The sequence below is a fragment of the Halorubrum kocurii JCM 14978 genome, from assembly GCF_000337355.1.
GTDB lineage: Archaea > Halobacteriota > Halobacteria > Halobacteriales > Haloferacaceae > Halorubrum > Halorubrum kocurii.
In genome coordinates this window covers 1-25,138 of sequence record NZ_AOJH01000012.1, presented here as the reverse complement: position 1 = coordinate 25,138, position 25,138 = coordinate 1, and the positions used below count along the sequence as shown (strand labels likewise).

At 57.7% G+C, this 25,138-nt stretch carries 30 protein-coding genes and 2 pseudogenes; 4 read left to right on the top strand and 28 right to left on the bottom strand.

Going from position 1 to position 25,138, the window contains the following annotated elements; all coding sequences use genetic code 11:
• The first annotated feature begins 119 nt into the window (after positions 1–119).
• Positions 120–254: a hypothetical protein gene (locus C468_RS19075; RefSeq protein WP_271968500.1), complete on the top strand. Its 135-nt coding sequence runs from the start codon at positions 120–122 to the stop codon at positions 252–254.
• A gap of 47 nt (positions 255–301) precedes the next feature.
• Here the strand turns inward: C468_RS19075 and C468_RS01535 are convergent, their stop codons facing one another.
• Genes C468_RS01535 through C468_RS01515 form a run of 5 tightly spaced genes read right to left on the bottom strand, consistent with a single transcriptional unit; the run spans position 302 to position 4,472 of the window.
• Positions 302–967, bottom strand: a complete 666-nt coding sequence (locus tag C468_RS01535) for a cobalt-factor II C(20)-methyltransferase (RefSeq protein ID WP_008847108.1) — start codon at positions 965–967, stop codon at positions 302–304.
• A gap of 3 nt (positions 968–970) precedes the next feature.
• Positions 971–1,360 carry an iron-sulfur cluster assembly scaffold protein gene (locus C468_RS01530; RefSeq protein WP_008847107.1) on the bottom strand — a complete coding sequence of 130 codons (390 nt, stop codon included), beginning with the start codon at positions 1,358–1,360 and terminating at the stop codon, positions 971–973.
• On the bottom strand, positions 1,361–1,933 hold the full coding sequence (locus C468_RS01525) for a MogA/MoaB family molybdenum cofactor biosynthesis protein (RefSeq protein ID WP_008847106.1): 573 nt from the start codon (positions 1,931–1,933) through the stop codon (positions 1,361–1,363).
• Positions 1,930–3,255: a GTP-binding protein gene (locus tag C468_RS01520; RefSeq protein ID WP_008847105.1), complete on the bottom strand. Its 1,326-nt coding sequence runs from the start codon at positions 3,253–3,255 to the stop codon at positions 1,930–1,932. The genes C468_RS01525 and C468_RS01520 overlap by 4 nt, the downstream gene beginning before the upstream one ends.
• On the bottom strand, positions 3,255–4,472 hold the full coding sequence (locus C468_RS01515) for a GTP-binding protein (protein ID WP_008847104.1): 1,218 nt from the start codon (positions 4,470–4,472) through the stop codon (positions 3,255–3,257). The genes C468_RS01520 and C468_RS01515 overlap by 1 nt, the downstream gene beginning before the upstream one ends.
• A gap of 97 nt (positions 4,473–4,569) precedes the next feature.
• On the opposite strand from C468_RS01515, the gene C468_RS01510 reads away from it, so the two are divergent.
• Positions 4,570–5,001, top strand: a complete 432-nt coding sequence (locus C468_RS01510; RefSeq protein ID WP_049911856.1) for a CopG family ribbon-helix-helix protein — start codon at positions 4,570–4,572, stop codon at positions 4,999–5,001.
• Positions 5,002–5,008: 7 nt separating this feature from the next.
• Here C468_RS01510 and C468_RS01505 read toward each other — a convergent pair whose 3' ends face one another.
• The 14 genes from C468_RS01505 to C468_RS01440 all read right to left on the bottom strand — a co-directional run bounded on the left by C468_RS01505 (position 5,009) and on the right by C468_RS01440 (position 15,256).
• On the bottom strand, positions 5,009–5,398 hold the full coding sequence (locus C468_RS01505; protein ID WP_008847102.1) for a CopG family ribbon-helix-helix protein: 390 nt from the start codon (positions 5,396–5,398) through the stop codon (positions 5,009–5,011).
• A 136-nt stretch (positions 5,399–5,534) separates the two neighbouring features.
• On the bottom strand, positions 5,535–6,422 hold the full coding sequence (locus C468_RS01500) for an energy-coupling factor ABC transporter ATP-binding protein (RefSeq protein ID WP_049911855.1): 888 nt from the start codon (positions 6,420–6,422) through the stop codon (positions 5,535–5,537).
• Complete coding sequence (locus C468_RS01495) at positions 6,419–7,234, bottom strand: energy-coupling factor transporter transmembrane component T family protein (RefSeq protein WP_008847100.1); 816 nt, start codon at positions 7,232–7,234, stop codon at positions 6,419–6,421. The genes C468_RS01500 and C468_RS01495 overlap by 4 nt, the downstream gene beginning before the upstream one ends.
• Before the next feature lie 2 nt (positions 7,235–7,236).
• Positions 7,237–7,560, bottom strand: coding sequence for a hypothetical protein (locus C468_RS01490; RefSeq protein ID WP_008847099.1), 324 nt, complete (start codon positions 7,558–7,560; stop codon positions 7,237–7,239).
• Positions 7,560–8,240 (bottom strand): energy-coupling factor ABC transporter permease, encoded by a 681-nt coding sequence (locus C468_RS01485; RefSeq protein WP_049911853.1) that lies wholly within the window; start codon positions 8,238–8,240, stop codon positions 7,560–7,562. The genes C468_RS01490 and C468_RS01485 overlap by 1 nt, the downstream gene beginning before the upstream one ends.
• A 137-nt stretch (positions 8,241–8,377) precedes the next feature.
• Positions 8,378–8,788: a CopG family ribbon-helix-helix protein gene (locus C468_RS01480; RefSeq protein WP_049911851.1), complete on the bottom strand. Its 411-nt coding sequence runs from the start codon at positions 8,786–8,788 to the stop codon at positions 8,378–8,380.
• Between the two features lie 98 nt (positions 8,789–8,886).
• Positions 8,887–9,675, bottom strand: a complete 789-nt coding sequence (locus C468_RS01475; protein ID WP_008847096.1) for an ABC transporter ATP-binding protein — start codon at positions 9,673–9,675, stop codon at positions 8,887–8,889.
• Positions 9,666–10,508, bottom strand: coding sequence for an ABC transporter permease (locus C468_RS01470; RefSeq protein WP_008847095.1), 843 nt, complete (start codon positions 10,506–10,508; stop codon positions 9,666–9,668). Before C468_RS01470 ends, C468_RS01475 begins: the two co-directional genes overlap by 10 nt.
• Entirely contained in the window at positions 10,508–11,530 is a 1,023-nt protein-coding gene (locus C468_RS01465) for an ABC transporter substrate-binding protein (protein WP_080510587.1), read from the bottom strand. Before C468_RS01465 ends, C468_RS01470 begins: the two co-directional genes overlap by 1 nt.
• A 132-nt stretch (positions 11,531–11,662) precedes the next feature.
• The gene (locus C468_RS01460; protein ID WP_008847093.1) at positions 11,663–12,091 is read right to left on the bottom strand and encodes a CopG family ribbon-helix-helix protein; all 429 of its coding nucleotides are present in this window, start codon (positions 12,089–12,091) and stop codon (positions 11,663–11,665) included.
• A 152-nt stretch (positions 12,092–12,243) separates the two neighbouring features.
• Positions 12,244–12,729 carry a DoxX family membrane protein gene (locus C468_RS01455; RefSeq protein ID WP_008847092.1) on the bottom strand — a complete coding sequence of 162 codons (486 nt, stop codon included), beginning with the start codon at positions 12,727–12,729 and terminating at the stop codon, positions 12,244–12,246.
• 405 nt (positions 12,730–13,134) lie between these two features.
• Entirely contained in the window at positions 13,135–13,500 is a 366-nt protein-coding gene (locus C468_RS01450) for an AMP-binding enzyme (RefSeq protein WP_008847091.1), read from the bottom strand.
• Between the two features lie 240 nt (positions 13,501–13,740).
• Entirely contained in the window at positions 13,741–14,556 is an 816-nt protein-coding gene (locus tag C468_RS01445; RefSeq protein ID WP_080510586.1) for an IS5 family transposase, read from the bottom strand.
• Complete coding sequence (locus C468_RS01440; protein ID WP_008847089.1) at positions 14,498–15,256, bottom strand: AMP-binding protein; 759 nt, start codon at positions 15,254–15,256, stop codon at positions 14,498–14,500. Before C468_RS01440 ends, C468_RS01445 begins: the two co-directional genes overlap by 59 nt.
• Positions 15,257–15,348: 92 nt before the next feature.
• Between C468_RS01440 and C468_RS18930 the strand changes: the two genes are divergently transcribed.
• Positions 15,349–15,717, top strand: coding sequence for a hypothetical protein (locus C468_RS18930; RefSeq protein ID WP_241430964.1), 369 nt, complete (start codon positions 15,349–15,351; stop codon positions 15,715–15,717).
• A gap of 574 nt (positions 15,718–16,291) precedes the next feature.
• Here C468_RS18930 and C468_RS01430 read toward each other — a convergent pair.
• Genes C468_RS01430 through C468_RS17360 form a run of 3 tightly spaced genes read right to left on the bottom strand, consistent with a single transcriptional unit; the run spans position 16,292 to position 19,564 of the window.
• Positions 16,292–17,491, bottom strand: a complete 1,200-nt coding sequence (locus C468_RS01430) for an ABC transporter permease (RefSeq protein WP_049911846.1) — start codon at positions 17,489–17,491, stop codon at positions 16,292–16,294.
• On the bottom strand, positions 17,488–18,231 hold the full coding sequence (locus C468_RS01425) for an ABC transporter ATP-binding protein (protein WP_008847086.1): 744 nt from the start codon (positions 18,229–18,231) through the stop codon (positions 17,488–17,490). The genes C468_RS01430 and C468_RS01425 overlap by 4 nt, the downstream gene beginning before the upstream one ends.
• Complete coding sequence (locus tag C468_RS17360; protein ID WP_008847085.1) at positions 18,224–19,564, bottom strand: CARDB domain-containing protein; 1,341 nt, start codon at positions 19,562–19,564, stop codon at positions 18,224–18,226. The genes C468_RS01425 and C468_RS17360 overlap by 8 nt, the downstream gene beginning before the upstream one ends.
• A gap of 419 nt (positions 19,565–19,983) precedes the next feature.
• On the opposite strand from C468_RS17360, the pseudogene C468_RS17910 reads away from it, so the two are divergent.
• Positions 19,984–20,130 (top strand): annotated as a pseudogene (locus C468_RS17910) (ISH3 family transposase); the annotation flags it as partial.
• A gap of 276 nt (positions 20,131–20,406) precedes the next feature.
• Here the strand turns inward: C468_RS17910 and C468_RS19420 are convergent.
• The 6 genes and pseudogenes from C468_RS19420 to C468_RS17345 form a co-directional block, all read right to left on the bottom strand.
• Positions 20,407–20,544, bottom strand: a pseudogene (locus tag C468_RS19420) (IS6 family transposase); the annotation flags it as partial.
• Positions 20,545–20,762: 218 nt separating this feature from the next.
• Entirely contained in the window at positions 20,763–22,229 is a 1,467-nt protein-coding gene (locus C468_RS01410; protein ID WP_008847084.1) for an MATE family efflux transporter, read from the bottom strand.
• On the bottom strand, positions 22,226–22,816 hold the full coding sequence (locus C468_RS01405) for a TetR/AcrR family transcriptional regulator (RefSeq protein ID WP_008847083.1): 591 nt from the start codon (positions 22,814–22,816) through the stop codon (positions 22,226–22,228). The genes C468_RS01410 and C468_RS01405 overlap by 4 nt, the downstream gene beginning before the upstream one ends.
• Before the next feature lie 66 nt (positions 22,817–22,882).
• The gene (locus C468_RS17905) at positions 22,883–23,227 is read right to left on the bottom strand and encodes a hypothetical protein (protein ID WP_152422847.1); all 345 of its coding nucleotides are present in this window, start codon (positions 23,225–23,227) and stop codon (positions 22,883–22,885) included.
• Between the two features lie 25 nt (positions 23,228–23,252).
• The gene (locus tag C468_RS01400) at positions 23,253–23,534 is read right to left on the bottom strand and encodes a helix-turn-helix transcriptional regulator (protein ID WP_004599500.1); all 282 of its coding nucleotides are present in this window, start codon (positions 23,532–23,534) and stop codon (positions 23,253–23,255) included.
• A 994-nt stretch (positions 23,535–24,528) separates the two neighbouring features.
• Complete coding sequence (locus C468_RS17345; protein ID WP_008847081.1) at positions 24,529–24,984, bottom strand: ferritin-like domain-containing protein; 456 nt, start codon at positions 24,982–24,984, stop codon at positions 24,529–24,531.
• Between the last annotated feature and the right edge of the window lie 154 nt (positions 24,985–25,138).

Here is a 25,138-nt window from a genome sequence, read left to right as displayed (position 1 = left end):
GTGGTAACTAATGCGAGTCGTAGAATTACTAATGATTGCTACCTCGGAATCCGTATTACACAACCCTGAGAATGGTGCTAACAGGTTTTTCCTACTCGTAGCCCGAATGAATGGATGTAATGTGTCACTGCTTCAGCGACCTAGCCGAGATGAGTGATGAAGAGCGTACGGAAATCCTCAGCGAACACTCGACAGAAGAACTCCGCGCGGAATACTCCACGGAAGAACTAGAAACCCTCGGCGTCATCGCCTGAGGCTAGTTCACGTTGGTCCTACCCGGACGACCGACAGCGTCCGCCCTTCACGAAGACACGGTTGCCTCCCGTTTCTCTGCGTACGCGAGTGTGTAGTAGTCTCGATCAGTTACCTCTCCGGGATTGTTCGTAACGAGGGCCTCTTCGGTATCCATGAAGAGTCGCCGTCCGAACGTCACCTCATAGCCCGCTTCGGTCATCTTGTCGTAGGTCGTCGGTGCGTCGGTTACTTTGAACAGGGTCAGCCGATTTGGGCCGATCGGTGCTTCTCCATCGGTCGCCTCGCGGAGCGTCAGTTCTGCTCCGGCGTCGATGTCGACCCCGAGGACCGAAGCGAACGCCGTCACACTGCTGACACCGGGAACGACTTCGATGTCGATGTTGGGATGCTGCTCGCGAAGCGTCCGACGCAGGTGTCCGAACGTCGAGTAGATACAGGGATCGCCGAGCGTAACGAACGCCGCGTCGGCCTCTCGCGCTTTCGGCGCGACCTCCGCGGCCGCCGTCTCCCACGCCGCCTGGAGTTCTTCGGAATCAGTCGTCATTGGGAACTCGAGGTCACTCAGTTTCGATTCGGAAACGTACTCGGCTGCGACGCGCCGTGACAGTCGTCCTGGTGAGTAGACGACGTCGAGCGATTCGAGCCGTCGCTTGCCGCGAACCGTGAGCAGGTCGGCTGCTCCCGGCCCCAGCCCGATTCCGTAGAGTGTCATCGGTTAGGTGCCCTCCTCATAGTTCTCGACGCCGTCCTGAACCACCTTCTCCGCGAGTACAGCACACGGGATGCGTATTGGCGTCAGCTCGACCCCCAAGAGATCGAGGGCGTCCTCACGGTCGAGGTCATGAACCTCCGAGAGCGTCATTCCCGGGAGCTCTTCGGCGAGCAGGCTCGCGCTCGCGATGCTGATCGCACAGCCCTCTCCAGTAAACGTGACCTCTTCGATCGTTTCACCGTCCTCGGCGAGTCTGAGGTCGAAGGTGAGTTCGTCGCCACAGGAAGCGTTCTCGCCAGTGTGAGAGACGGTAGCTGGCGAGAGGCGCCCCCACCTTCGAGGATTGCGGTAGTGATCCAGGATTACCTCCTGATACATTTTGGAACCCTGCATCTACTCCACCCTGTGTCGCGTCGCGAGTCCGGCGAGATGCGGGGCTTCCTCCGCGATAATTTCGGCCGTAGCGAGTTCAGCGGCGTTCACGCTTCCGGGCAGCACGAATACCGGGACCTCACGGGCGATACCCGCCGTCGCGCGGGTCGCGACGACTCGGGTTCCGACCTCCTCCCACGAGAGCCGCCTGAACGCCTCGCCGAAGCCTGGTAGCTTGCGGTCGAAGAGTTCGCTCACCGCGTCCGGACTGACGTCATCGACAGTGACTCCCGTCCCGCCGGTAGTCACGACGAGGTCAACGTCCGACCGATCCAGACACTCGCTCACGGTGGTCTTGATCCGGACGTAGTCGTCCGGAACCGTCCGGCGTGACGTGACGACGTGACCTGCGTCGACGAGAGTGTTTGCGACGGCGTCACCGCCGGGATCAGTCGGGTCTGCTTCCGTGGCGGTTCCTCGGGACGACGAGATGGTCACGATTGCGACACCGAGGGGATCGACGCAGTCGTGACCGTCTTCGTCCGTCGTCCGCCGGTCCGCCGCCGACGGGAGCTCTGAGTGATTCCCGGTCACTGTCCCTCACCGACCACGAGACGCTGTTCCATCGGTGGCTGAGACCGGTCCATCGTCCCTGGAAATGGATTCTCGAGTTCGTTCCAGTTCCCCGCCATCTCCGATTCTGAGAGGAGACAGTCGTCGAGGGCGGCAGCGATGGCCGAGTCGTCCTTTCCAGCGCCGATGAAGACGAGTTTTATCTCACGGTCTCCCCACTGTTCGTCCCAGTGGAGATCCGGTCGTGACTCTCGATAGGATTCACGCTGGGACTCGGGGACCGTGACCGCCCATCGGCCGTTGACTTCGACGTGCGTCTGCGTACCCGCTTGGCTCAAGTCCAGCGCGTATCGCTCGCGTCCAGCGACCCACAGGTGTCCTTTCGCCCGGACGACGGACTCGGGGAACGAGCGGAGCCACTCACTGAACCGTTCCGGATGAAACGGTCGGTGGCGCTCGTACACGAACGAGTCGACGCCGAACTCCTCCGGCGGGTGACGGTGATCGTGGTCGTCACCCGGACCATCGTGGGTACCGTCGTGACCGGTGTCACGCTCGGAACCCCCGCTGTGACCGTCACCGTGGTCCATCTCTGCTGATTCCGGCTCTCCGGCCCCTCCGTGGTCGTTCGAGAGCACCTGCTTCCACCGGGCAGACCCTTTCGCTTGTTCTCTGTCGAATCGTCCAGTTCCGAGAACGTCGTCGGGTTCGACGGCGCTCTCGGTCGTGCGGGTGATGTCGATTTCGGGGTGGAGCGTTTCGAGCACGCGTTCGACCGCCTCGCGTTCGTCTTCCGTGACGAGGTCACACTTGTTGAGGACGAGTACGTCGCAAAACTCGACCTGCTCGGCGAGGAGGTCCGAAAGCGGTCGAGAGCCGTCATCCGTCGACTTGATCGGACGACCGTCGACGAACGCCTGATAGAACTGTGCGGCGTCGACCACTGTGACGGTCGTATCGAGATCGTACAGCGTCGACGCACGTGCGGGCGAGACGAACCGCTGGGCGATGGGGACCGGATCGCTGATCCCCGAGGCTTCGATGACTAGATAATCGAACTCCTCGTCGAAGGCCAGACGCAGCAACTCCTGGTCCAGTTCGTTCTGGAGGCCGCAACAGATACAGCCGTTCGACAGTTCCGTGACGCCGCCGTTTTCCAGCGAGAGCTCAGAGCCGTTCTCGATGAGGTTGGCGTCGACGTTTACTTCGCCGACGTCGTTGACGAGAACGGCGATATCGTACTCCTCGCCGCCAACCGTGAGGAGGTGGTTGAGCAGGGTCGTCTTTCCGGCGCCGAGACCGCCACTCAGGATCGTGACCGGGGGTTGCTCGTCGACGGCCATCAGTCGTCAGCCAGTGCGAGTTCGCGCTGTTCGTCGGCGGTGAACGGGTCCGGATACTCGTTCCAGTCCTCCTCCATCTCTGCGTCCGAGAGGACACAGCCTTCCAGTCGCTCGATCAGTGTCTCCTGATCGAATTCGCGGCCAATGAATACGAGCTCTGATCCCCGGTCTCCCCACTGGTCGTCCCAGTCTTCTTTGATGCCGGGACGAGCGGCGAAGTAGCGCTCCTGTTGGGCCTTTGGGAGCGTGGCGATCCACGTCCCTTTCGGACCGGCCCGAACCGACTGGCCCGCTTTGTCGAGACCCATCGCGATGTCTTCGCGACCGGCGGACCAGAAGAAGCCCTTCGCGCGAACGATACCGTCGGGGAGGTCGGCGAAGAAGCGAGCGATCCGCTCGGGGTGGAACGGTCGGCGGGATTCGAAGACAAACGAAGTGACCCCGTGTTCGTCGGCGGCCGACTCGTGGTGATGGCCGTGCTGGAGTTCACGCTTCCATCCGGCGGACTGACTTGCGCGATCGAAATCGAACCGACCCGTATTCAGGATCTCTCTGGGGTCTATTGCTCCGTGTTCGGTTCGGACAATATTTGCTCGCGGTTGGAGTGCCCGTAACACTGCCTCCATCTCTTCAAGTTCATCATCGGGGACGAGATCGCACTTGTTCAACAAGAGGACGTCGCAGAACTCGATCTGATCCATCAGCGCCTCCTCGGGGACGCGGTTCCCTTGTGGATCGATGGATTCATCCGTGAGGGCCTGACCGGAATCAAACCCCTTCCAGAAGCTGTGCGCGTCAACGACGCTGACCATTGTATCGAGTTCGTAGACCCCCGTGGGGTCGAAATCCGCGTCTTCGAACCCGCGAGCAAACGTCTGTGCGACCGGAATCGGTTCGCTGATCCCAGACGACTCCACGAGGAGGTACTCGAAGTCTCGCTCTTCAGCTAATCGGCCTACCTCGTCAAGCATGTCCCCGCGAAGCCGACAGCAGATACACCCGTTCGACATCTCGATGATTTCGTCGTCGTTCTGGGTGAGATCCGACTCGCGTTCGACGAGGTCGGCGTCGACGTTCACTTCGCCCATATCGTTTACTAAAACGGCGGCGTTGAGTTCCTGTTCGCTACTAAGAATGTGGTTGAGCGTCGTCGTCTTGCCAGCTCCGAGGCTTCCGCTGAGAATCGTTACCGGGATCGGGTCGTCGTTGGACGGCATACTCTGGTTATGAATCTACTACACTAAAATACTAATTATTATGGTTATGCCCTATCATCATAACAGAAACTAATAATACTGAATAAAACTTTAATACATGAGCGTCGTTAGCATCTCGATGCCCGAGGCGTTGCTGGAACGCATCGACGAGTTCGTCGAAGAACACGGGTACAGTGGCCGAAGCGAAGTCGTTCGCGAAGGCACACGCACGTTATTCGAAGAGTTTCAAGAGCAACACATCGAGGGACAAAAGCAGATGTGTACGGTAACGGTCGTCTTCGAGTACTGTCAACCTGCCGTCCAGGAGCGTCTCACGAGAGTACGCCACGAGTACGATGCTATCGTCTCCGCAACTACCCACACACACGTCCAAGACCAGTACTGTATGGAGTTGTACGTTTTAGAGGGGACCACAGAAGCACTATGTGGATTCGTCAACAGCGTTCGAGCAGTGCCGAATGTCCAAGCGGTGGATTACTTGATCGCCTCACTGGGCGATGCTCACATCGATCAGCGCATCAAGTATTGAACACCGCTCAGTGCTCGGCAAGGAGCATCAGTTTAACACGACTCACCGTATCGAAATCGCGCAAGCGATAGGTGAGAGTCCGGACGCGCGAGGCTGGCCCGTTACAAAAGAGCGTCTCGAGACACCACTCTCCTTCATGGATATGATTCGTGGTCGTGATGACGTCCTGAAACTGGTGTTGTACGTCGTGGATGTCTTCAATAACCGCTTCGTGTTCGTAATCGAAGGCCATGACGACGACGACGTCGCCTTCGATATCTTCTAATCTGGTGTGTGCCTCAATGTACTCTTGCATCGCTTCGCGGGCGCCACGCGAACGCGAATTTAGCCCTTCTGCTTGCCACGTTTCATCGAACTCGGAAAGGAGGTCATCGGGAATGTTGAAGCTCGTGCGCATGATTTTGTTCTCTATTTTATCGGTGATCTATCTTCGAATATCACAATACTCCCGAGTCGTGGGAGACCGCTCACGCAGGCTTCGACCACCCGATTGAGTCCCATCAAGAAGTCGTGAGAGAGGCCGAAGAAGGCGGTCAGTCATGTCTGTGTCCATCTGCGGAGGGTGTCGGTGTGGTGCTGGAATTTCCTGCCTCCGTCAGGAGCGACACGAGGTCCGATTCGGTCACGGGCTGTGCCGTCGCCCCCAGCTCCGCGTCACGAGCCACACGAACCGCGCTCGGTGGGTGAAGGTTCGCGTCCGCCAACAGGGCGTCGTCGTAGAACACCTCTCGGGGTGTTCCGCCTCCGATGATGTTGCCCTCGGCCATCACGCAGACGCGGTCCGCGACTTCGGCGGCGAATTCGAGGTCGTGCGTCGACAGGACGACACTGATACCGTCCTCGTGAATTTGCTCGATCCGCTCCGCGACCAGCTGGGACCGATCGGGATCGAGCCCCGCGAGCGGTTCGTCGAGCACGACCACACTTGGTTCGAGGACGAGCACACCGGCGAGGCCAGCGAGCCGTTTCTCCCCGCCGCTCAGGTAGTGTGGGATTCGGTCTTCAAGATGGCTCGCGTCGACAGTCGCCAGCGCTTCACGAGCGCGTTCCCTCGCTTCGTCTCCGGGGACCCCGTAGTTCTGAAGGCCGAACATCACGTCGTCAAGGACTGTGGGCGCGACGAGTTGCGTATCGGCGTCTTGGAAGACGAACCCGACCTCCTTTCGCGCGTGTGGCTTGTTGTCCTCGGTAATCGAGGTGCCGTCGACGACGAGCTCGCCATCATCGGGAATGAGGGTCGCGTTCAGATGTTCGAGGAGCGTCGACTTTCCGGCGCCGTTGCCACCGATGAGGGCCACGATTTCGTCAGAATACACGGAGAAGTCGACCTCGTGCATACCAACCGTCCCGTCCGGGTACGTGTGGGCCTCACACTGTAGGTCGACCAAGGGCCGCCGGTCTTCAGAATGATTTGTACTCATACTGGAACCACCTCGTAGACGCCGACTAACGCGTAGGCGACGACGCCGGCGTAGCAAGCGGCGATAACGACGAGCTCACGAGCGGGTGGTCGCGGGACGTCACCGTACAGCGTGAGGTCGCCGTCGTATCCGCGGGCTTCCATCGACTTGACGAGTCGTTCGGACTGCTCGATCGCCGACAGCATCGTCATGCCGAGAATCCGGGCGTACAGCCGTTTATTCGACCAGAATTCCGAGAAGTTCGCTCCGCGGGAGAGCGCGGCTTTCACCAAGTCCTCAAGCGTTTCGAGCATAACGAACGTGAACCGATAGGTGAGCAGGGCGATCTGGTCGATCGGTCGCGGGAGCAGTCGCCCGAGCATGTACGCGACATCGGTGTATTTTGTCGTCATCGACGCCGTCAGCGCGAACGTGACGACCGTGAGTGACCGACAACTGAGCTCCAAAAAGAGGGTGAGACCCTCCCAAGTAACCGAGAAACCGCCGAAGGGCGTCGGGACTGCGCCCCCGATCGGTGTTCCCGGTTCGAGAAACGCAAGCGGTCCGGCGACCGAGATGATGAACAGCATCGGGAGCGTGTACCAGCCGATGAGCCGCCGAAATGGCAGGTCCGCGAGTCCGTAGATCACTAGTACGGTTCCGTACAGACCGGCCAAGAGCGCGAGGCGGTCGAACACCGTGACGGCGAGAACGAGCACACCGACGACGCCGACCTTCGTCCACGGGTTGATTCGATGTAACGGTCCGTCTCGCCGCTCGGCGAACGCCGTAATGAGCCGGGGATCAGGGACGTGATTCGAGAGCGTTGTCACGGTTACCGTGTCGGTCGTTCGTCATCACCGAAGCCGCCGTAACGGTCGACGTAGACGTACAGCCCGAGACCCAAGAGGGCGAAGGCGAGAACAATTCCGCCGAATTCGACCATCAGTCCGCCCTTCCGGATGGGACCGGCAACGATGATACCACGTCCAAGATTCACGAGCGAGCCACCGCCGTCTTGGACGCCGCGTTGAAGCGCTTGCGAGGCCCGCTTTGCCCATGGAACGGCACCACCGGTCGCAGTGAACCCCCAGTAGCCGACGGCGAGGAACGCCGAGAAGACGGCAGCCATGCTACCGTACTGCTTCCAGCGCTGCATCAGGCTGTCACCCCCGAGGGCTCATCGCGAGTGTCACGGTCAGTAAGTCCGACGAGGTCGGGGCGGACAGAAGCCAAGAACTGGACGATAAGTCCCGTAAGCAGCCCCTCAACGACTGCGACACCGAGGTTGAGAGCAGAGAGTCCACCAACGGCGATTAGCAGGTCACCACGCGGGAGCGCGCTCCCGTTAACCCCGCTGATGACGATGATTGCCCCCATCAGGAACGACCCCACTGAGAGGCCGAGTGTCGCGGCACTCGCGCTGGCGGGGAAGACGTCCCACTCCATCCCCATCAGCGTCTTGAACGCGTAGTAGGCGACAATCGCTTCGCTGGCGTTGATCAGTGTGTTCGCCCCGATTAGGCCGACCGCTCCGTGTCCGAGCGCCGCCGAAAAGATGTTGACGACCAATGCGACAAGCGCGCCGAGAAGCGGTCCGGCGATGATACCCACGAGCCCGGTGAGGTTCATGTGAATTCCGCCCCACACTGGAATGTTAAGCTGGAAGACCGCAAAACTCGCAGCCGCGCCAATACCCGCGAGTGCGATCTGGTGTGTTTTTATTCCACCTTTCCGTATCCGATAGACTACGGTGGAAATCAGTCCAGCACCAAGCAGCGTCCACAGCACGAGCGCCCAGAGGGGGAATGACCCTTCTCCAAGGTGAATGTGCGGCATATCTGTTTGGCAATTAAAGACTTAGATATAATAACTTTGCTGTGCTAAGGTAGAAGAACATAATAAGAAGAACGCAAGATGAGTTTGCGGTTTAATTCAAAGCGTGGGCGCCCGTACCGGTGACAGCGATGCCGAGCCTACGTATCGCTCGCTTCTGTGCCGTTTCGGTCGACGGGCACGACAGTGTATTCCACCGAGACAGACTCGTCCGCCCCTCGAACGGTGCCGATAAAATGGAGAACGTCTTGATACGCGGCTTCGACGACGAACGTCTCGACACAGCCGGCGTTCTCTCGGAGGCAGTTATGCGAGTTCGACCGGATGGCCCCTTCGAACTCATGGCGGATATCCATCATTCGGCGTTCAATCTCTGGTTCGTCGTATCCAAATACCGCAGTGACCGTTGCCAATACGCGCCGGTCCTCGTAGTCGCTCTCTTGATACTCCTCAAGCAGTGATTGACAGGCCTCACGAATCACCTCGCTCCGGCCGGTGTAGCCGTGTTCTTCCGCAAACGTATCGAGATCTTCTCGGAGTCGCTCCGTCATCGAGGAGCTCACGATAGGCATATGTTAAAATTTGATTCTAACATAATAGAGATAGCGGTCTAAAGAAAATAAATTAATAATCTTGCTGTGGGAGCGTGTTAGTGGTTAGTGTCGACAGGACTCCCGAGTTCATCCCTAATCTGTGCGACGTGGTCCACGAAGTCGCGGGCGGTCCGTTCACGTGGGTGTTCTAGATCAATGGAGAACGTTGATTGTACGGTTCCCGGGTCGGCATTCATGACGATCACGCGGTCAGCGAGGGTCACTGCCTCGTCGATGTCGTGGGTGACGAACACGACTGTCTGTCCGGTCTGCGTCCAGATGTCGAGCAGTTCCGCGTGTAAGCGGTCGCGCGTTCGAGCGTCGACACTACCGAACGGTTCGTCCATCAAGAGGATCTCCGGATCGGGGGCGAGCGCGCGAGCGATACCGACGCGCTGTTTCATGCCACCGGACAGCTCCTTCGGGTACGCGTCTTCGAAGCCGTCGAGCCCTACCAGGTCGATTAACTCCCGGACTCGTCCCTCGCAGTCGGGACAGTCACAGGCGGGCCGGTCAAGGCCAAACCGGATATTTCCCCGGACGGTTCGCCACGGGAACAGCGCGTACTCCTGAAAGACCATTCCCCTGTCCAGCCCAGGACCGGTAACCGGGTCTCCACCGACCAGTATCGAACCACCATCGGGATCGTCGAGCCCGGCGATCGCTCGCAACAGCGTCGTCTTCCCACACCCCGAGGGACCGACGACACAGCAAAACTCGCCCTCCGACACCGAGAACGAGACGTCATCGAGCGCCTGCGTCGACTCGTACGAGCGGCTGACGTTCTGGATAGTGATCTTCTCACGGGAGTCCCGGTCGGTGGACGAGTCCGTACTCAGCGCCATGCAAGGACCCTCCGTTCGAGCAGGCGGAACCCGACGTCCATACAGAGGAACGCCAAGCTGATCAGGAACATGTACGCGACGCTGGTCGCCATCGCGAGGTTGTTCGAGGCGTTGATGATCTCGTAGCCGACGCCTGGTGCGCCGAACAGCTCGGCACCGACGACGATCATCCAGCAGCGACCGATGCTCGTCCGGAATCCGGTCAGCACTTGGGGAGCCGCACTCGGGAGCGCGACGAGTTTCAACATCGAGAGGTCGCGCTCGACACCGAGCGTCGACGCGGCGTCGGTCAGTTCGGTCGAAACGCCCTCGACGCCGCCATACGCGCCGTAGAAGTTGATCCAAAATGCACCGACGAAGACGATGAACGCCGCACCGGTGTGGTGGATACCGAACCAGACGATCGCGAAGACGATCCACGCCAGCGGCGGGATCGGTCGCAGGACCCGGACGAGCGGCCGCAGCCAGTCGTCGAACGCACCGTTCCAGCCCATCGCCAGTCCGAGACCGATCCCACAGGTCGCACCGAGAAGGAGCCCGGGAACGTAGTGGAACAGCGTCTGCGCGAGATGTGCAAGCCCGGTTGGGAGTACGAGACTCGATCCCAGAATGGGGACCACAATCGCCGTCGAGGTCGCGAACAGGTCGATAAACGCGCGCACCGAATCGAGGGGGCCCGGCACCAGATACGACGGCTGGGTCGTCATCGCGCCAACCCACCAGACGAGCAGGAACACGAGGAGACCGCCGAGGCCGCGAAGATACCGCCGCAGGTCCCCCTCGAAGGTTTTGGCCGTCAGCGCGTTCGAACTGGTGTCGGTCTGCGTGCTCATTACTGTATTGCGTCGTAGGGGTCGAACGCGAACAGGTCCTCGGTCGCGACTGGCTCCTCAATGTTGCCGACGTTGGCGACGAACTCTCCCATCGTCGCGGCCTGATCAGTGATCGCGTGGGGATCCGAGATGAACTCCGACGCCTTCGAATCCACGGCGGCCGTCGCGAGGTCTTCACTCACGCCGGAGCCGATGACCGAGGCAGCGTGGCTGGCGGCGGCATCCGGGGAGTTCCCCGTGAACTCGGTCGCCGCGACATGCTGTTCGACGAGCGATTGGGCGACCTCACCGTCGTCGAGCACTCGCTGGTTCGCGAACAGCACCGCGACGGGGTGGTTGTCCAGGATGTTCCCGGACCAGGCGAGTTCCCCGAACCCGTCAGCTTGGCTGATGATCGTCGCGAACGGTTCCTGGATGATCGTCGCGTCGATGTCGCCCGACTGGATGGTCTGGACCGCCTTCGCCGGCGGTACCTTGGACTTGTTGATGGTGGAGTCCATCTCACCGACGTCGAGGTCCTCCTGAATCCAGTACCGGAGAACGATGTCGGGGACGCTCCCGTCCGGCGGTGCTCCAAACCGGACCTTCCGCCCTTGCTCTTCTTCGAAGCACTCGAACGTGGCAGCCCCTTCCTGTTCGTAGAGATCGGCGAGTTCGGTCGTCCCCATGATCTTGAAGCCATTTCTCGAGTTCGCGGCGAGGATGCCGGCGTTGGTCCCTTTGTCAACGAGGACCATTGCCGGGGTGATGCCGAAGAGCGCGACGTCGACGTCTCCACTCGCGAACGCCTTGACAACACTGGGGCCGGAGCTGAACCGCTCTATCGTGACATCCGTCGGAACATCCTCGTAGTACCCCTCTTGTTCCATCACGTAGTGTTGCATGTTCGGGTAGATCGGGACGTACGCGACCGTGACGGAATCGAGGGACCCGCCTCCCTGACCGAGACAGCCAGCGACTCCCGTCGTAGCAATCGTGGTTGCGCCCGTCTGGAGTAGTCTTCGGCGCGAGATGTGAGCCATCAGTATTGTTAACTCTAAAAGCAATCATAATAATATCTACGATTCTCTTAGGCAACATTAATACTTTTGCTGGATGGGGTTCAAAGATATTGGTATAAATGAGGGTAATTCAGCGAGAAAGGCGAAACAGAATCAGCTCAGCTCAGCCAGCGGGCTGAAATCATCTACTGGTGAGACAGAGTAATCAATTGTGAGTGTATCCTTAGTCGCTCGAATCTTCCCAACAAACGCTGAAATCTCTTCGAGAGACCCTTCGAGCACAAACAGTTCCATACAGTGGTGTCCGCCAACGTGACTATGGAAATTCGAAGCGACGATGTCCTCGTATTCGTGGCGAAGGTGCATCATTTTCTCTTCGACGGTCGTCGTTTCGTAGTCGAATAACACGGTGACCACTCCCATCAGTTCGCGCCCTTCGAGTTTCTTGTCCTCGAATTCACCCATGAGGTTCCGACTCGCCTCCCGAAGTACCTCACTCCGACCAGTGTATCCGTGGTCGTCGGCAAACTGATCAATCCGCTCAAGCAATTCCTCAGGCATTGAAACGCTTACTACGCTCATATAGCAACTTAGCCGGCAATATATATTAAGATTTATTATTTTTTATTCGCTGGTCGCCTATCGAGGTTCCTTGGATAGAGAAGCAGAACGTCTCGACATCATCAGCTCTGGCTCAAAATTCGCAATTCAGCACGAGCAGTTAATTTTCTGACTCACGCCGACGCAGATTCATCCCTGACGGTGCTTCCCAGAACGAGTGCGCCGGCAATGATTACGAGATTCTTTACAATATACTGACCCTCGACCGTTAACCCGTACGGGAACGTGGTATAGACAACTTCAGGGAGCAGTACCATCGGGAGGAACGTCCCCGGAAGTTGGAGTGCTAACAGCAGCAATCCAACACGCGTAAGCGGTGGATAGAGCAGACAGATCCCGATGATCACCTCCCATACGCCAAGTACCGGGACAAAAAACTCAGGCGGAAGAATGTACACCGTTGAGGCGACGAGGTCACCGGCCGGCGAGACGCCGAGTACTTTGAGTGCGCCGAACCAGATGAACACCGCTCCGACAGCGGCTCGCAACGCTGGAACACTCCAACGGTCCATTTTCGATGCCAGTGTCGCGTCGAGTGCGTCTAACCGCTCTTGATACACGGTTAGCGTGTCTTTCGATTCGTTTTCTGAGGTTGCCATCGCGTGCGTGATAGTTACGATTTTGCCGGCTAAAAGGCTTCTAGCTCCTGATCGACCGTGTTCGATTTTTTGACTTGCTCTGTTGACTCGATGGAAACGCTGCTACTCCATGTGAGCGTAACACAAGACATGGGGCACAAGAGACCGACCTGTATTCCGTGCCACAGAGTACGTCGTTTTGACTAGTCCGTGTGCGAAAGAAGCCGATCTATGGGCGCTAAAGCCTGGATACTGTGGATGAGTGTCCCTCGAACTTCACACTTCTACGCAGTTAGTCACACCCTCTCCCCATGCCGCTGGAGATCGAACGAGAACAGAGCCTCACCGGGGAAGTACCTAGTAGAGAGTTAGTACAGGGGTACGAAGCGGGGGGGTTGAGGCAGCTATGAGAGTCCCGGTGGGGTGTTAAGAGTGTTTCAAATCCAACCTCTCTCGGAGGGTCTCCTTTTGGATTTTGCTCGTGCTGGTTAACGGGAGCTCGTCTAATGTGAATATCTCATCGGGAATCCACCAGTCGTTGATTTGTCCCTTTTCGACTGCCTTCGTTAGTTGGTCGTATACCGATTCTTTCTCGAATGTATCGTCAACTGGTGTTACAGCGGCAACTGGCCCTTCGCCCCATTCATCGTCGGGTTTCCCGAGAACAGCGGCGTTGGCGACGGTTGTCGTGTCTACGATAATCGATTCGAGAATGCTTGATGGAATCCACTCTCCGCCACTCTTTATGGTGTCATCGACGCGGTCGAGAATCCGAATTCTACCATCTGGCATCCGTCGCCCGATGTCTCCAGTGTTGAATGCCTTGTTGAACGCAAGACTGCGTCGGGGTAGGGTCGATAACTCACGGTTTCACGGTGTCAGAGACTGGTTCTTACACTCAGAAGATGTAGTAGCTGCCGCTGGCGGTGGTCGTCAAAGGGTTAAAACTATGGTATCTTACGTCCTTGATCAGGTGACGACGGCGATGCCTCTCCCAAATACGTCCGGAGAAGGGGGAGCAGGCGGCGAGCCCTAACTCGCCGCCTGCGTTAGGTTATGGATGATGCACTTCCGCGTGAGCTCCCGGAACTGGCCGTGCCAGCTCCGGGAGCGTAGCTTCTCGCCGTCGTCTTCCTTCAACTGCGAGAAGCCGGTTTCACTCATCCAGCGCTGGTTGTAATCCTCATTCATCCGGGCGTTGTGAGCCTTCTGTAGCGGTGTTTGCTCTCTGTGCTTGATCAGTGGTCGCGTTGAGTTGGAGCGACACTCCTCACGGAGATCGCTCCAGGAGTAGTTCGCGTCAGCAGACAACACGCGCAGGTCTTCCGCGTTCCGGCGGAAGACCTGCATCCCAATATGACCGTCCCACGCCTTCTGCGTCGTGAAATGAACGTCCTTGATCGCTAGCGAATTCACGTCGATCAAGATCGTCGTCTTCATCGAGTGGAACGAGTAATTTGCGCGATCGCGGTAGTGGTAGCTGGTTTGATCGCGTTGAAAGCCGCTTGCGTCAATTGCAGCTTCACCACTCCAGCCCGCCTGCTCCGCCGAAGTGCGGAGCAGGCGGCGGAGTTCAGGCATTCGGTACTCATTTTCCCACCGACAAAACGAACTGTAGTGCGGTGCGTCGTCGAGATCAAACACGGCGAGGACGCCGGGCATCTCGTTGAGGTAGTCTTCGGTCTCACGGAGACTCTTTTCGAGTTCGACGCGATACAGGATCAACGCGATCTGTACCCACTCGGCGTACCCGTCCGCGCCGTCTGGCGCGGCGGGTACGTCCGGATCATCAACATGCTGTTTGGCAAGATCTCGACACATCCAAGCAAGCCGTCTGAGCGATGCCATATCGCCAGACGGCGTCCATTTCCGGGTTAATCTGGCGGAATATTACAGTAAGAGCGTCCCAGACCGTCGTCACTAGGCGGCAAAACAAGGCAGTGTTGAACCAACCGTCGACGAAGGCGTCTGCAGTCTTCTCTGGCAGTTTGTAATAGCCGTCGGGCAGCCACGGTGCCCGAAATTGAATTTCACCCATATCATCTTCCATACCCTCTTGGTGTACGAGTTGGAATTCGCCGAATGGTACTGGGTGAGTCACCCGACGCAGATACTCATACCCTCCCTCGTTCCGAGCCTCGTCACTCCAAATCGATATCGAGGCGGCGAGCATGTCTGTCCCGCCATAAATCGTCGAGAATTCGATATCGTGCTCGCGGAACTGGGAGACCAGATCACGCTGGATCGTGCTATCACCGGTCAACACCTTGAGGCCGTCAAGAGAGTGATCTGTTTCCAGCAACTGGCGTGCCATCGTCGGGACCATGTTCGTCCAAGTTGCCTCGCCGTCTTCAACCAGTGACCCGACTGTTTCCGGGTCGTATTGGCCTGTCATCAGTAGGTCTGCGCCAAGATACGGCGCGATGACCGGGGAGCCCCAGGCCAGTAGGTGGAACATTGGGATACTGGGTAACAGGGTGTCCTCTCCTGACAGCGAGGCTGGTGTGTCGTATTCGGTCAGTTGGTGTAGACTACCAATAGCAGTCATTCACAGCCACTGGATTCGTTGAAGTCCTACTCGTCAGGTAGTCTTGCGGAAACAGCACAAGATTAATACCCGTCGAGTCACGGTAATATATTGTGTCCACACCGACTCAACAGGCGCCGACGGGAACTTCTGGGATGAACTCGCTGTCAACACTTGAGCAAGTCGTACTTATTCTGTTAGGCATCACAGCCGCAACACACCTGTATGCTGGTGTTGTAGAGGGAGCGCCGCCGGTACTTCTTGCTGGTGTTGGCTTCATCGGGGGAATGCTCCTGTACACACGGGGAGTCCGTCGCCATGGTCTCGCTATCGCCGCGATCCCGTATACAGCCGTCCAGATCCCACTATGGTACGTTGCCAAGGCGGGGAACTTCACCCTTGTTGGGTATGTCGATAAGATCGTTCAGATTGTGCTTGTTGTGGCGCTTGTCGCTCTTGTCTTCCGGCAACGCGACGCATGAACCACTCAACCTGGTGTTAAATTAAGGGATGAGGCGGACGATCTTGAGTGCCTATGCCAGAGTTCGACCGCCTCAGCGAACGTATTATGTAGATTGACTTGTCGTTTGTGGAACGAAAACGAACTCTGCGGTGGGGTATTAAAACGAAGTTGAACAGATAGTATCCAAGCAAGGAGTCGAGGAAAGTCCTCGCCCGGAGTGTCTTCAACGACGAATTCGTCTACACAACGGAATAAGGGCTTCACGCTCGCATCAAATCCGTTGATGTGGATGACTCCCGCAGCGTTCGGGAGTCAATTCGCCGGCCCACTACCACTGCTCGACAATTCGTCAAGATCAACTGCTTCTGCTGTGATCGCAGCTTCTACCCCGTCCTACTTGTTGAGACGTTCGTCGAAGTTGATCTTGAGCTTGTTGTACATGCGCCGCAGACTGTGGGCATCAAGCGCACGTTTGACGCTTACGACGCTTCTCGATTTGTCACAGATTACGAACTGGTGCGAAAATCCACCAGCTGGCTGGGTGCGGATAAAAAAGGTTAGTTTCCGGTTTGGTATTTTATGTGTGTACTGGTTTAGCTTCGCAGCGCCTCTACTGGGCGTTCGTTTGCTGCCTTCCAAGCAGGGTACGCCCCGCTGATAATTCCTACTCCAACTCCAAATCCTAGCGCCAACAGGAGATAGTAACCGTTAGTCGGGTCGATAACCAGGCTGGCGTCAACCGCTGGGGTTGCGGCTACGAGCGCGGCGACGAGTATCACGGTCAGCACAGTCCCTGCGGCGGCGCCCGCAGCACCAATCAGGCCAGCCTCTGCTAACAACACACGCAACACGTCTCGGCGGGTCACACCCACAGCACGCATTACGCCAATCTCTTGTCTCCGCTCGACCGTACTCATCAGCATTACATTGAGGATCGAGACGCCGGCGACCACGAGCGAGATAGCGCCGAGCCCGAGCAGGAACGTACTCAATAGGTCAAAGAAGCCATTAATCTCATCCACGATTGCTGCTAATTCGAATAGGTCGACTCGATCTTCACGAGCGTTCACCTCTCTGCGGATCGCGTCCGCAGCGGCCTGCGCCGTCTCGCCGGATTCTGAGATAATAAGCGCTTGCGCGTAGCCGTCAGCGGCGAACGCCGACTCTGGGAGAAAGACGGCGTCATCGGGTGCAACCGGGCTGAATGTCTGTGTCTCAGCGAGCACGGCAACGACGCGCACCTGTGACCCTACGATCTCCACAGTATCGCCTGTCCCAATATTGAGATCTGTAGCAACACCCGCACCGATGATTGCGCCCTGCCGATGACGGTCCGGGAGCTCCCCCTCAGCGGCTTCAAACGCGAGGTCTGGTTCCTCAACGCCATAGATTGTCGCAAAGGTCTGTGAGCTTGCGCCCGCAACAATCCCGTTGTCCGAATACAATGGAACCACAGCCGGATCGCCGACCGCCGGGTCGTCAACGGCACGTCGGATCTCCGCTACATCAGTCGTCGAAAGTGACTCTACTCCGGTGTCCGAGTTTGGCGACACGACTACTTGTGTGCCAATATCACCGATAGCGTCGTTGGCGCCGAGCGCGAGCACATTTCCGAATATCCCTAGCGCGGCTACTGCCAGCACGCCGATACAAACGCCAAGCACCGCTAGTACCGTCCGTACGCGGTTCCGGCGGAGATTCCGGCCGGCCATTCCAACAGCGGGTCGCCAGCCCCGGAGCCAACTGGTAGCTCCGGCTTCAGTGTCGGTTCCGCTGGAAGTACTCTTGCTCATTGTTCTCCCGGTGCGAGCGGCGACTCGCTGTCCCGGTCTCCTAGGGTATCGTCTACTGAGGTCGCCTCATCGACATCCTCGCCTACCAGCACCCCGTCGGTGAGCTCAACGACTCGGTCCGCGTACTCCTCGACTAGCGGATCGTGTGTGACCGCGATGACAGCAACACCCTCCTCTTTCACCCGCCCGAACTCAGCGAGAATTGACTCGCCGGTGTCCGTGTCGAGGTTTCCCGTTGGCTCGTCAGCGAGTAACACTGCCGGGTCATTTATCAGCGACCGAGCGATAGCGACCCGTTGTTTCTGTCCACCAGACAGTTCTGATGGCTCGTGGTCAAGCCGGTCACCGAGCCCAAACCGTCTAAGCAGGTCCACAGCACGGTCGCTCGCGTCGCCCGGATCGAAGGCGGTTGGTAGCGCAACGTTCTCGACCGCGGTCAGCGCTGGCAGGAGGTGGAAGTCCTGAAAGACGAATCCGATCGATCCCTTGCGGGCTGTGGTGCGCTCGGCGACGGAGAGTTCAGTCACATCGGTGCCGTTCAGCAGACGCCACCCCTCAGTCGGGTCGTCGAGGAGGCCGAGTACGTTGAGCAACGTTGATTTCCCGGAACCACTGGGGCCGACAACAGCAACGAACTCTCCAGGCTCAACCGCGAAGTCCACGTCGTCGAGCGCGACCACCGCTTCCGTCCCTCCGCTTGGGTACCGCTTGGTCGCACCCCTGAGCTCGACGCTATACATCGCGGCGACGGACTACGCTCCCGGCAATTGCGACCCCAGTGCCGCCAACAACTCCGACAATACTGATTACTCCAAGCGTGCCAACAGTACCAGATTCTGACCCACTCTCGTCATCTGGCTCTGGAAGCGCTACTGTTGTGGTCTCGGTGTAGCGGACACCACGCTCGGTGTACTCGATCTGGATCGGAACCTCATCCGCTACAGAGGCATTCGCCACAGTTTGAAGGTCAAAAGCGACGAAATCGCCTGCGTTGACGGTTCCAATGAAGTACTTTTGCCCGGCTGGGGTCGGTTCAACCCCATCTGTCCCAGCAACCGAAACGACAACTCCGTTCAATTCACCAGTACCCGCATTACCGAGATTGGCATCAACAGTTACCTGCCCATCATCAGTCGTCCGGACGGTCGCGTCGGTAACGCTCGGACTACCTTCACGCGTTGGATACGTCACTATCGACTCTGCGGTTCGGTCAGCACCGCGTTCGTTTCGCACGTCGGTATCAGCACGGAACGCCGCGGTAACCGTCACATCCGAACGCTCGTCAAGCGGGCCAAGATCGATGATTACCTGCCGCTCCTCACCGGGTGCGAGGTTCTCGACAACGAAGGGGCCGACTTTAGCTGTTGGATCAGCATCGTCACTCGCGGCATTTTCTCCCCCATCCCCTCTGACTGATGTGCCAACGGCAGTCAGGCTCACGCGGTCTGCGGTCGTGGTCCCGGTGTTAACGACCGTCACCGCTACCGGAGAGTCAACCGACTCGACGGACTCAGAGTCAGACTCGTCGTTCCCACCGGCTTGGAGGCCGCCGCCGCCACCACCGAGAAGATCTCCGACACCACCGACATTTATTCCACCAGCATTTTGATCGTCATCGTCGCTCTCGAGGTCTTCCGGTGCTAGCGCGCGGGTGCGGAGGTCAAGCGCAACCTCTACCGGCTGAACATCAACAATCACGTCGCGCGTTACTGTGACGGTCCCGCCGTTATCCTCGCCACCTGTCGCTTCTTGATCCGCAACGACCTCGACAGTAAGTCGGTGTTCTCCCGGCTCGTCGAACTCTGTCCACAGAGCGACGTCAGTTGTGTCACCCGGAGAGAGTCCTCCGACCAGGGTAGCCTCGTCACGTGGGTTGTCGTCCTCATCCGCCTTATATAGCCGAACGCTCGTTATATTGGCGGCTGCTGGACTTCCACCAGAGTTTGAGACAGTTACATTCAATAACGTTCGCTCATCGACTACCGGCTCACTTGAACTGACATCGACCTCATCGATACCAATCCGAGCGTCTGGCACTGCTGTGACCCCTCCTACAGCGCCTAGTAACGTCAACAGGACCAGTAGGGAAGCTATAATCCGTGGTGAATCCGCGTTCACTCTCGATAGAAGGTTGCGAGTCACGCATCCACCGTGGGATTAATCCAGTTAATGATCACCTGTGAAAAGAGTGCGGCCACCACCGCTTGTAGGGGCCCCACCTCTATGTCGAACGGCTGTGTTTCTTCGCTATGAACCACACTTGTGTGACGCGCTGAATGGGTTTTAATATTGTGGAATAAGAACTATACTAGATGCTACAAACGAATCTAAAATACAAATTCGGGTATTTGAACGAAAAGAAAATTACATGATTTCCAATATAAGGCAATACTATCTTATCCGTGTAGCGTGTATACAATTGATGTGAACATCAGTATATCACAAAGCCGGTTAGTTGAGACGTCTGCTTGCTGAAGGTGTGTCTAATACCAGCGACGCCCCGCCGTGGGGGGCGTCGCCTCTGGAAGTGGTCGTTCAAGGAGTTCATCAACATGATTCAGCGGGCAGCGTGGATGGCCCTTGCGATGCGTCAGGCCGTCCCCGCAAACCGACCACCAGACGATCGGTTTACTCGCTAATCTCCGACCGGGCTAGCCTTCGCCAGGAGTGGCAACGCTGTCGCGTCGGCGACAGCCGCCGCCGACAGCGACAGCTCTCCGTCGGTTCGTCAACGATCTTCTCGTCAAGGCCACCAGCACAACCGCTCCGCCGTGGAACTCAGGCTTCAGAAACAGCTAGCCGAGGATGCTTTGTGAGGTACTGATCATGAGTACGATTAATTCACAGCCTCCGCATCCGTTAAAATCCTATTCTTCAGATACATTTCTGCCTGAGACAGTTGGTCGCTGAACATCATTCACCCCTCGAAGTGACATACCACTCAAGTGACAGCGGATTCCCTCTTCAATCGCCCAGCGTGGCGTTTCATCTCGCTGTACAAACGACAAGTCGATGTAAGCGAAACTCTCGCTGGGACGTTCGATTTCGGTCATAAGCACCCTGAAACCGAACGCCTCATGCTCTAGCCTTACCCGACCCTGTCAGCGAACAAGTATTTCAACAAAACCATCCAGTACGGCTTTTCGTCTTCCACGAACCGTGTCTCCTCTCGCGTCACTACGCCCGATCACTACCTCGATCCACTACTGTGAACCGTACAGAAACCCCCCAACTGTGGAAAACACCGTTCAGTTGGTATCCGCGATTACAGTCAATCGTCCCCGATCGTTGCGTCTACGTCGTCTTGTTCGGGCCCACTAGAACTCGACGTCCCACGAACGTCTCCTTCACGCCACGTGCCGCGGCGGAACCACAGCCATGCGACGACCGCCCCAACGACGTTCGAGGCGAAGAAGGCGATCCAGATTCCGCGGACATCTGGCTGTCCGAGGAACCACAAGTCCGTCGGGAGTACCCCCTGTGAGGCCACGTACGCGAGCGGGAGTCGGATGACGGCCAGCGCAGTAATCGAGATCGCGGCGGCGATCAGCGTCTTGCCGGCGCCGCGGAAGCCGCCCGTGAACGCCCGCTGGACCCCAATGAATCCGAACGATAACGCGACGTACCGCAGGAACTGCGCGCCCACGTCGAGGACGGCCGGGTCGTTTGTGAAGACCGAGACGATTGGCGTCGGGACGAAGAAAATCGCCACTCCGGCGACGCCGAGGACGCCGAACAGTCCTTTCGCCGCGACGTAGTTCGCCTCTTGAGCTCGGTCGTACTTGCCCGCTCCGACGTTCTGGCCGGTCATCGTCTCAACACCGCGCGCGACGGCGATCGCGGGGAGGAAGATGACGGAGAACACGCGCGTCCCGATTCCGAACGCCGCAACGACGGACGTCGAGAACAGCCCCACCACGATTAGCAGGGCGTTGATCGAGAGCGCACGGCCGGTTCCCTCGATCGACGCTGGAACGCCGATACGTAGGATTTTCCGGAGGTACTGGAGGTCGGGCCACATGTCGGCGAGGTTGATCTGGATACCGCGCGTTCCCCTCAACATGATTCCAAGCCCGACGACCATCGCTAGCCCTCGTGAAAAGACGGTGGCGATGGCCGCCCCTTGAATACCAAGCTCGGGGAACGCCACCGGGCCCACCGTCCAGCCGTTGATCAGGAACGGGTCGAGAACCACGTTGATGACAACCGTTCCGAACATCACGAGCATCGGGGTGATGGTGTCGCCCGCGCCGCGCATCAGTGAAATAAACACAAAAAAGCCGAACATGAACGGCAGGCCCAGCGCGACCACCTGCATGTAGGCGGTGGCCCCCGGAAGGACCTCTGGCGAGGCACCGAGGAACGCCAGGAACTGTCGGACGAATGGATAGCCGACTGCGCCGAGGATGGCTGAGGCGATGAACGCGAACGAAACGGTCTGAGAGGCCGCGTACTCGGCCTTGTCGGTCTCGTTGGCGCCGGTGTGTTGAGCGACAAGCACGCTCCCGGCGACCGAGAGCCCCATCCCGAGCGAGATGAGCAGGAACACCATCGGGAACGCGAAGCTGATTGCCGCGAGTGCCTCCGTTGAGTACTGACCAAGCCAGAACGTGTCCGCCAAGTTGTAGGCGGTCTGCATCAGGTTCGTGACGACGATCGGCAACGAGAGAAACAACAGCGGCTTGACGATGCCACCCTCCGTCAGGTTGAGTTCTTCCTGGCCTTTGAAGAAGCTCACGCGACCACCTCGGATCCGGGGTGCCAGCCGAGCTGTAGTGCTAACGTGTGTTCGACGACACGACGGGTCTCGTCGAGCGGTTCGCCGAGCGCCACCTTCCGAGCGTGCGCGCCATTTATCATCGTTGTGACGAGCCTGGCGACTTCGTTCGGGTCGATCTCGTTGAAATGACCCTCATCGATGCCGTCCGCGACGATATCCGTGATGACCCCACGCATCATGTTGTCGAGGTCGAGAAACCGTTCTCGGAAGACCTCCTGGAAGGGAGCCTGTGATTTCAACTCCATGATCGCCACGGGGAAGCCGTCGGCGTCCGGGTTCGACGACGTGAATACCGTGTCGAGAAGCGCTGTGAGGCGGTCCCGCGGATCGGTCGCCTCGGATGTGATATTCGATTTGAACTGCTCAACCAGATCGTCAAGATACGCGTTCAGCAACTCCGCTTTCGTGTCGAAGTGATAGTGGATCGCTGCTGTGGTCATCGACGACTCGTCCGCGATTTTTTTGATCGTCAGTCCCGCGTACCCGTGTTCGCAGAGCACTCGGTTGGTCGCGTCGATGATCTCGGATTTGGTCTCCGATTCCATTATCTACCTTTACTTACTAACCAGTTAGTAAAGAGCCTTCTGACTGGGCAGTAAGACCGACAGCTTTCAGACGATACTCGCTCCGTCAAACACACAGGCTACCGGGGGCAACTGAATATCACATCGCCTCCCCTCTTCCGGCGCTCGAGAGAACTGGAACCTCTCGCCGGTGCCTCGTGTTTCAACCCCCTTCCGGTTGTAATTCCGGTCTGGGACCTTACTGACGGCGTATACGGTCTGCCGCTCGACGTGTCGCTCGGCGACCGTGAGATGACGCTCAATCCGGCCGCCGACGAGGAGTTCGCGGACACCCAGCGTGAAGACCTCCCGCTGGCGGCGGTCTGGGCGAGCGCACACGCAGTCCCCGATTTTGTAGGTTCGGCTTTTGAGGAAAATGAGTACTAGAGTCAAACAGTCCTCGAACGCAGCGGTTCGATTACCCGTCGTGGTCAATATACCCGGCTTCCCATTCAGTCCGAGCTTCGATCTCTCTAGTGCCCCGACGAGTAGTGCTGTACTCGTTGGTCCGTCGGTCGCGCTGACTCTTTTCGATGAGTCCCTTCTCAACGAGCGTGTCGAGGTTGGGATAGAGCCGACCATGATGGATTTCCTTTTCGTAGTAGTCCTCCAGCTCGTCTTTGATCGCGAGTCCGTGGGGGTCATCAAGTCCGGCAACTACGTACAACAGATCGCGCTGAAAGCCAGTGAGATCGTACATGTCGCAATTTACTCATTCGAGTTTTGAAATACTACTGATCTGGTCCTGTATGGAGCTAAGGGATTCATCACTCTCCCCGTGGGTCACCAACCGGTATTTCACCATATTCTGGACATGAGACCCATCCCTGTCCGAATGCTCCACCCATCCCTTGGTCCGGGCTCCATTCGTGTTCATCCCCACAATGTGGACAGTCTACCAGTGGCGGGTCAATCTCTAGTGCCTCTTGCTGGATGAAATGATTTCCTTGGTAAGAATCACAGTGCTGACAGACGTTCCCCCAGACTTTCTTGCTGAGGGTATTGCTGTAGACCCGTTCAACAGGGGTTTCGTAATTCGCTAATATATCTCCGAGAGGCGTATCAAGATGGTCGCCTCGTGGCCAGACCACAGGCGTTTGCTCGCCACACTGCCAGCATTCTGTTTCCCACGTCAGCAATTTCTGGTGATCAACTGGGAGATCGTCTGGGAGCATGATAATGAATTTTACCCTGATTGACTATTTGATTCTTTGTCTCTGGATGTGTTAGAATCCGGCGCGTTCCAACTCAGACGAGAACTATACCAGACTGTGACGCCATCGAGTCCAGTGACAGTAGCTGGTGTGTACCTACCCGCGGTAGATCGCCCTATTTATCCGAATCTGTGGGATCAGCGGTGTACCGACCGGTAACTGGTCGGTGTTCTCGATAGCGGCCGTCCCCGAGGTGTCCACTCCACCTGCGCTGCACGAGTCAACAGGCCACCAAGCAAATTTACAGATATCCCATCCAAGTGCTTCTTGTTCCTCGATGAGGACGGGTTCAGTCAGTGGATCTGGTCTCATTTAATGTAGCGGCCTGAAATCCTCAGAAGTTGATAGGAATCACGTGCAAGATACAGAGCTTGTAGTCAGCAGGCGACCGGTTCGTAAGGGAGAGATACCACTGCTTGCTACAGCAGTAATGAAAACAGTCGGTCAGGGCCAAGACAGTTCTATCGCCTTGGTTCTATGTTATCCGTCTGTCTGGTATTCTTTTTTGAACCCATGGAACTCGGTCCTGTGCGCCTCTTCATCGCCGAGAATCGTCACAGCAAGGTCTTCGGTTACCGGATCATTAGCGGCTTCAGCGGCGTCTATCAGATCACTGTAGGTGTCGATTGCATCTTCTTCGGCGTCAAGGACACCATTGATTACAGCAAGTACATCTGTCGAATCTTCTGGCGGCTGAAGAGAATCTTGTCGAGCGGTAAACTCACTGGACGCTGGCGGGCGAGCATTGAGTTGCTTGAGACGCTGACCGAGTTGCTCAGCGTGGGTCAGTTCTTCTTGTATATCCTGTTGGAGACTCTCTTTGATCTCCTCTGCGCGAACTCCATCAAGCACAATTGCGTTCGTCTGGTAGTTCATGACCGTTTCTATCTCGTCAGAATACGCTTTCCTCAGTAGGTCAATAACCTGGTCGCTCATTACACATTTTTCTACCGTCTGTGTACGTAACACTCTTTTGAGATAGGTGTTCGGCACGTTCTGTTGGTCGCGTTAAGTTAGAGGATGAGGCGGACGAGTTCTGAGTGTCTATGGCAGAATTCGACCGCCTCAACGATGGTATCGCGTGGATTGA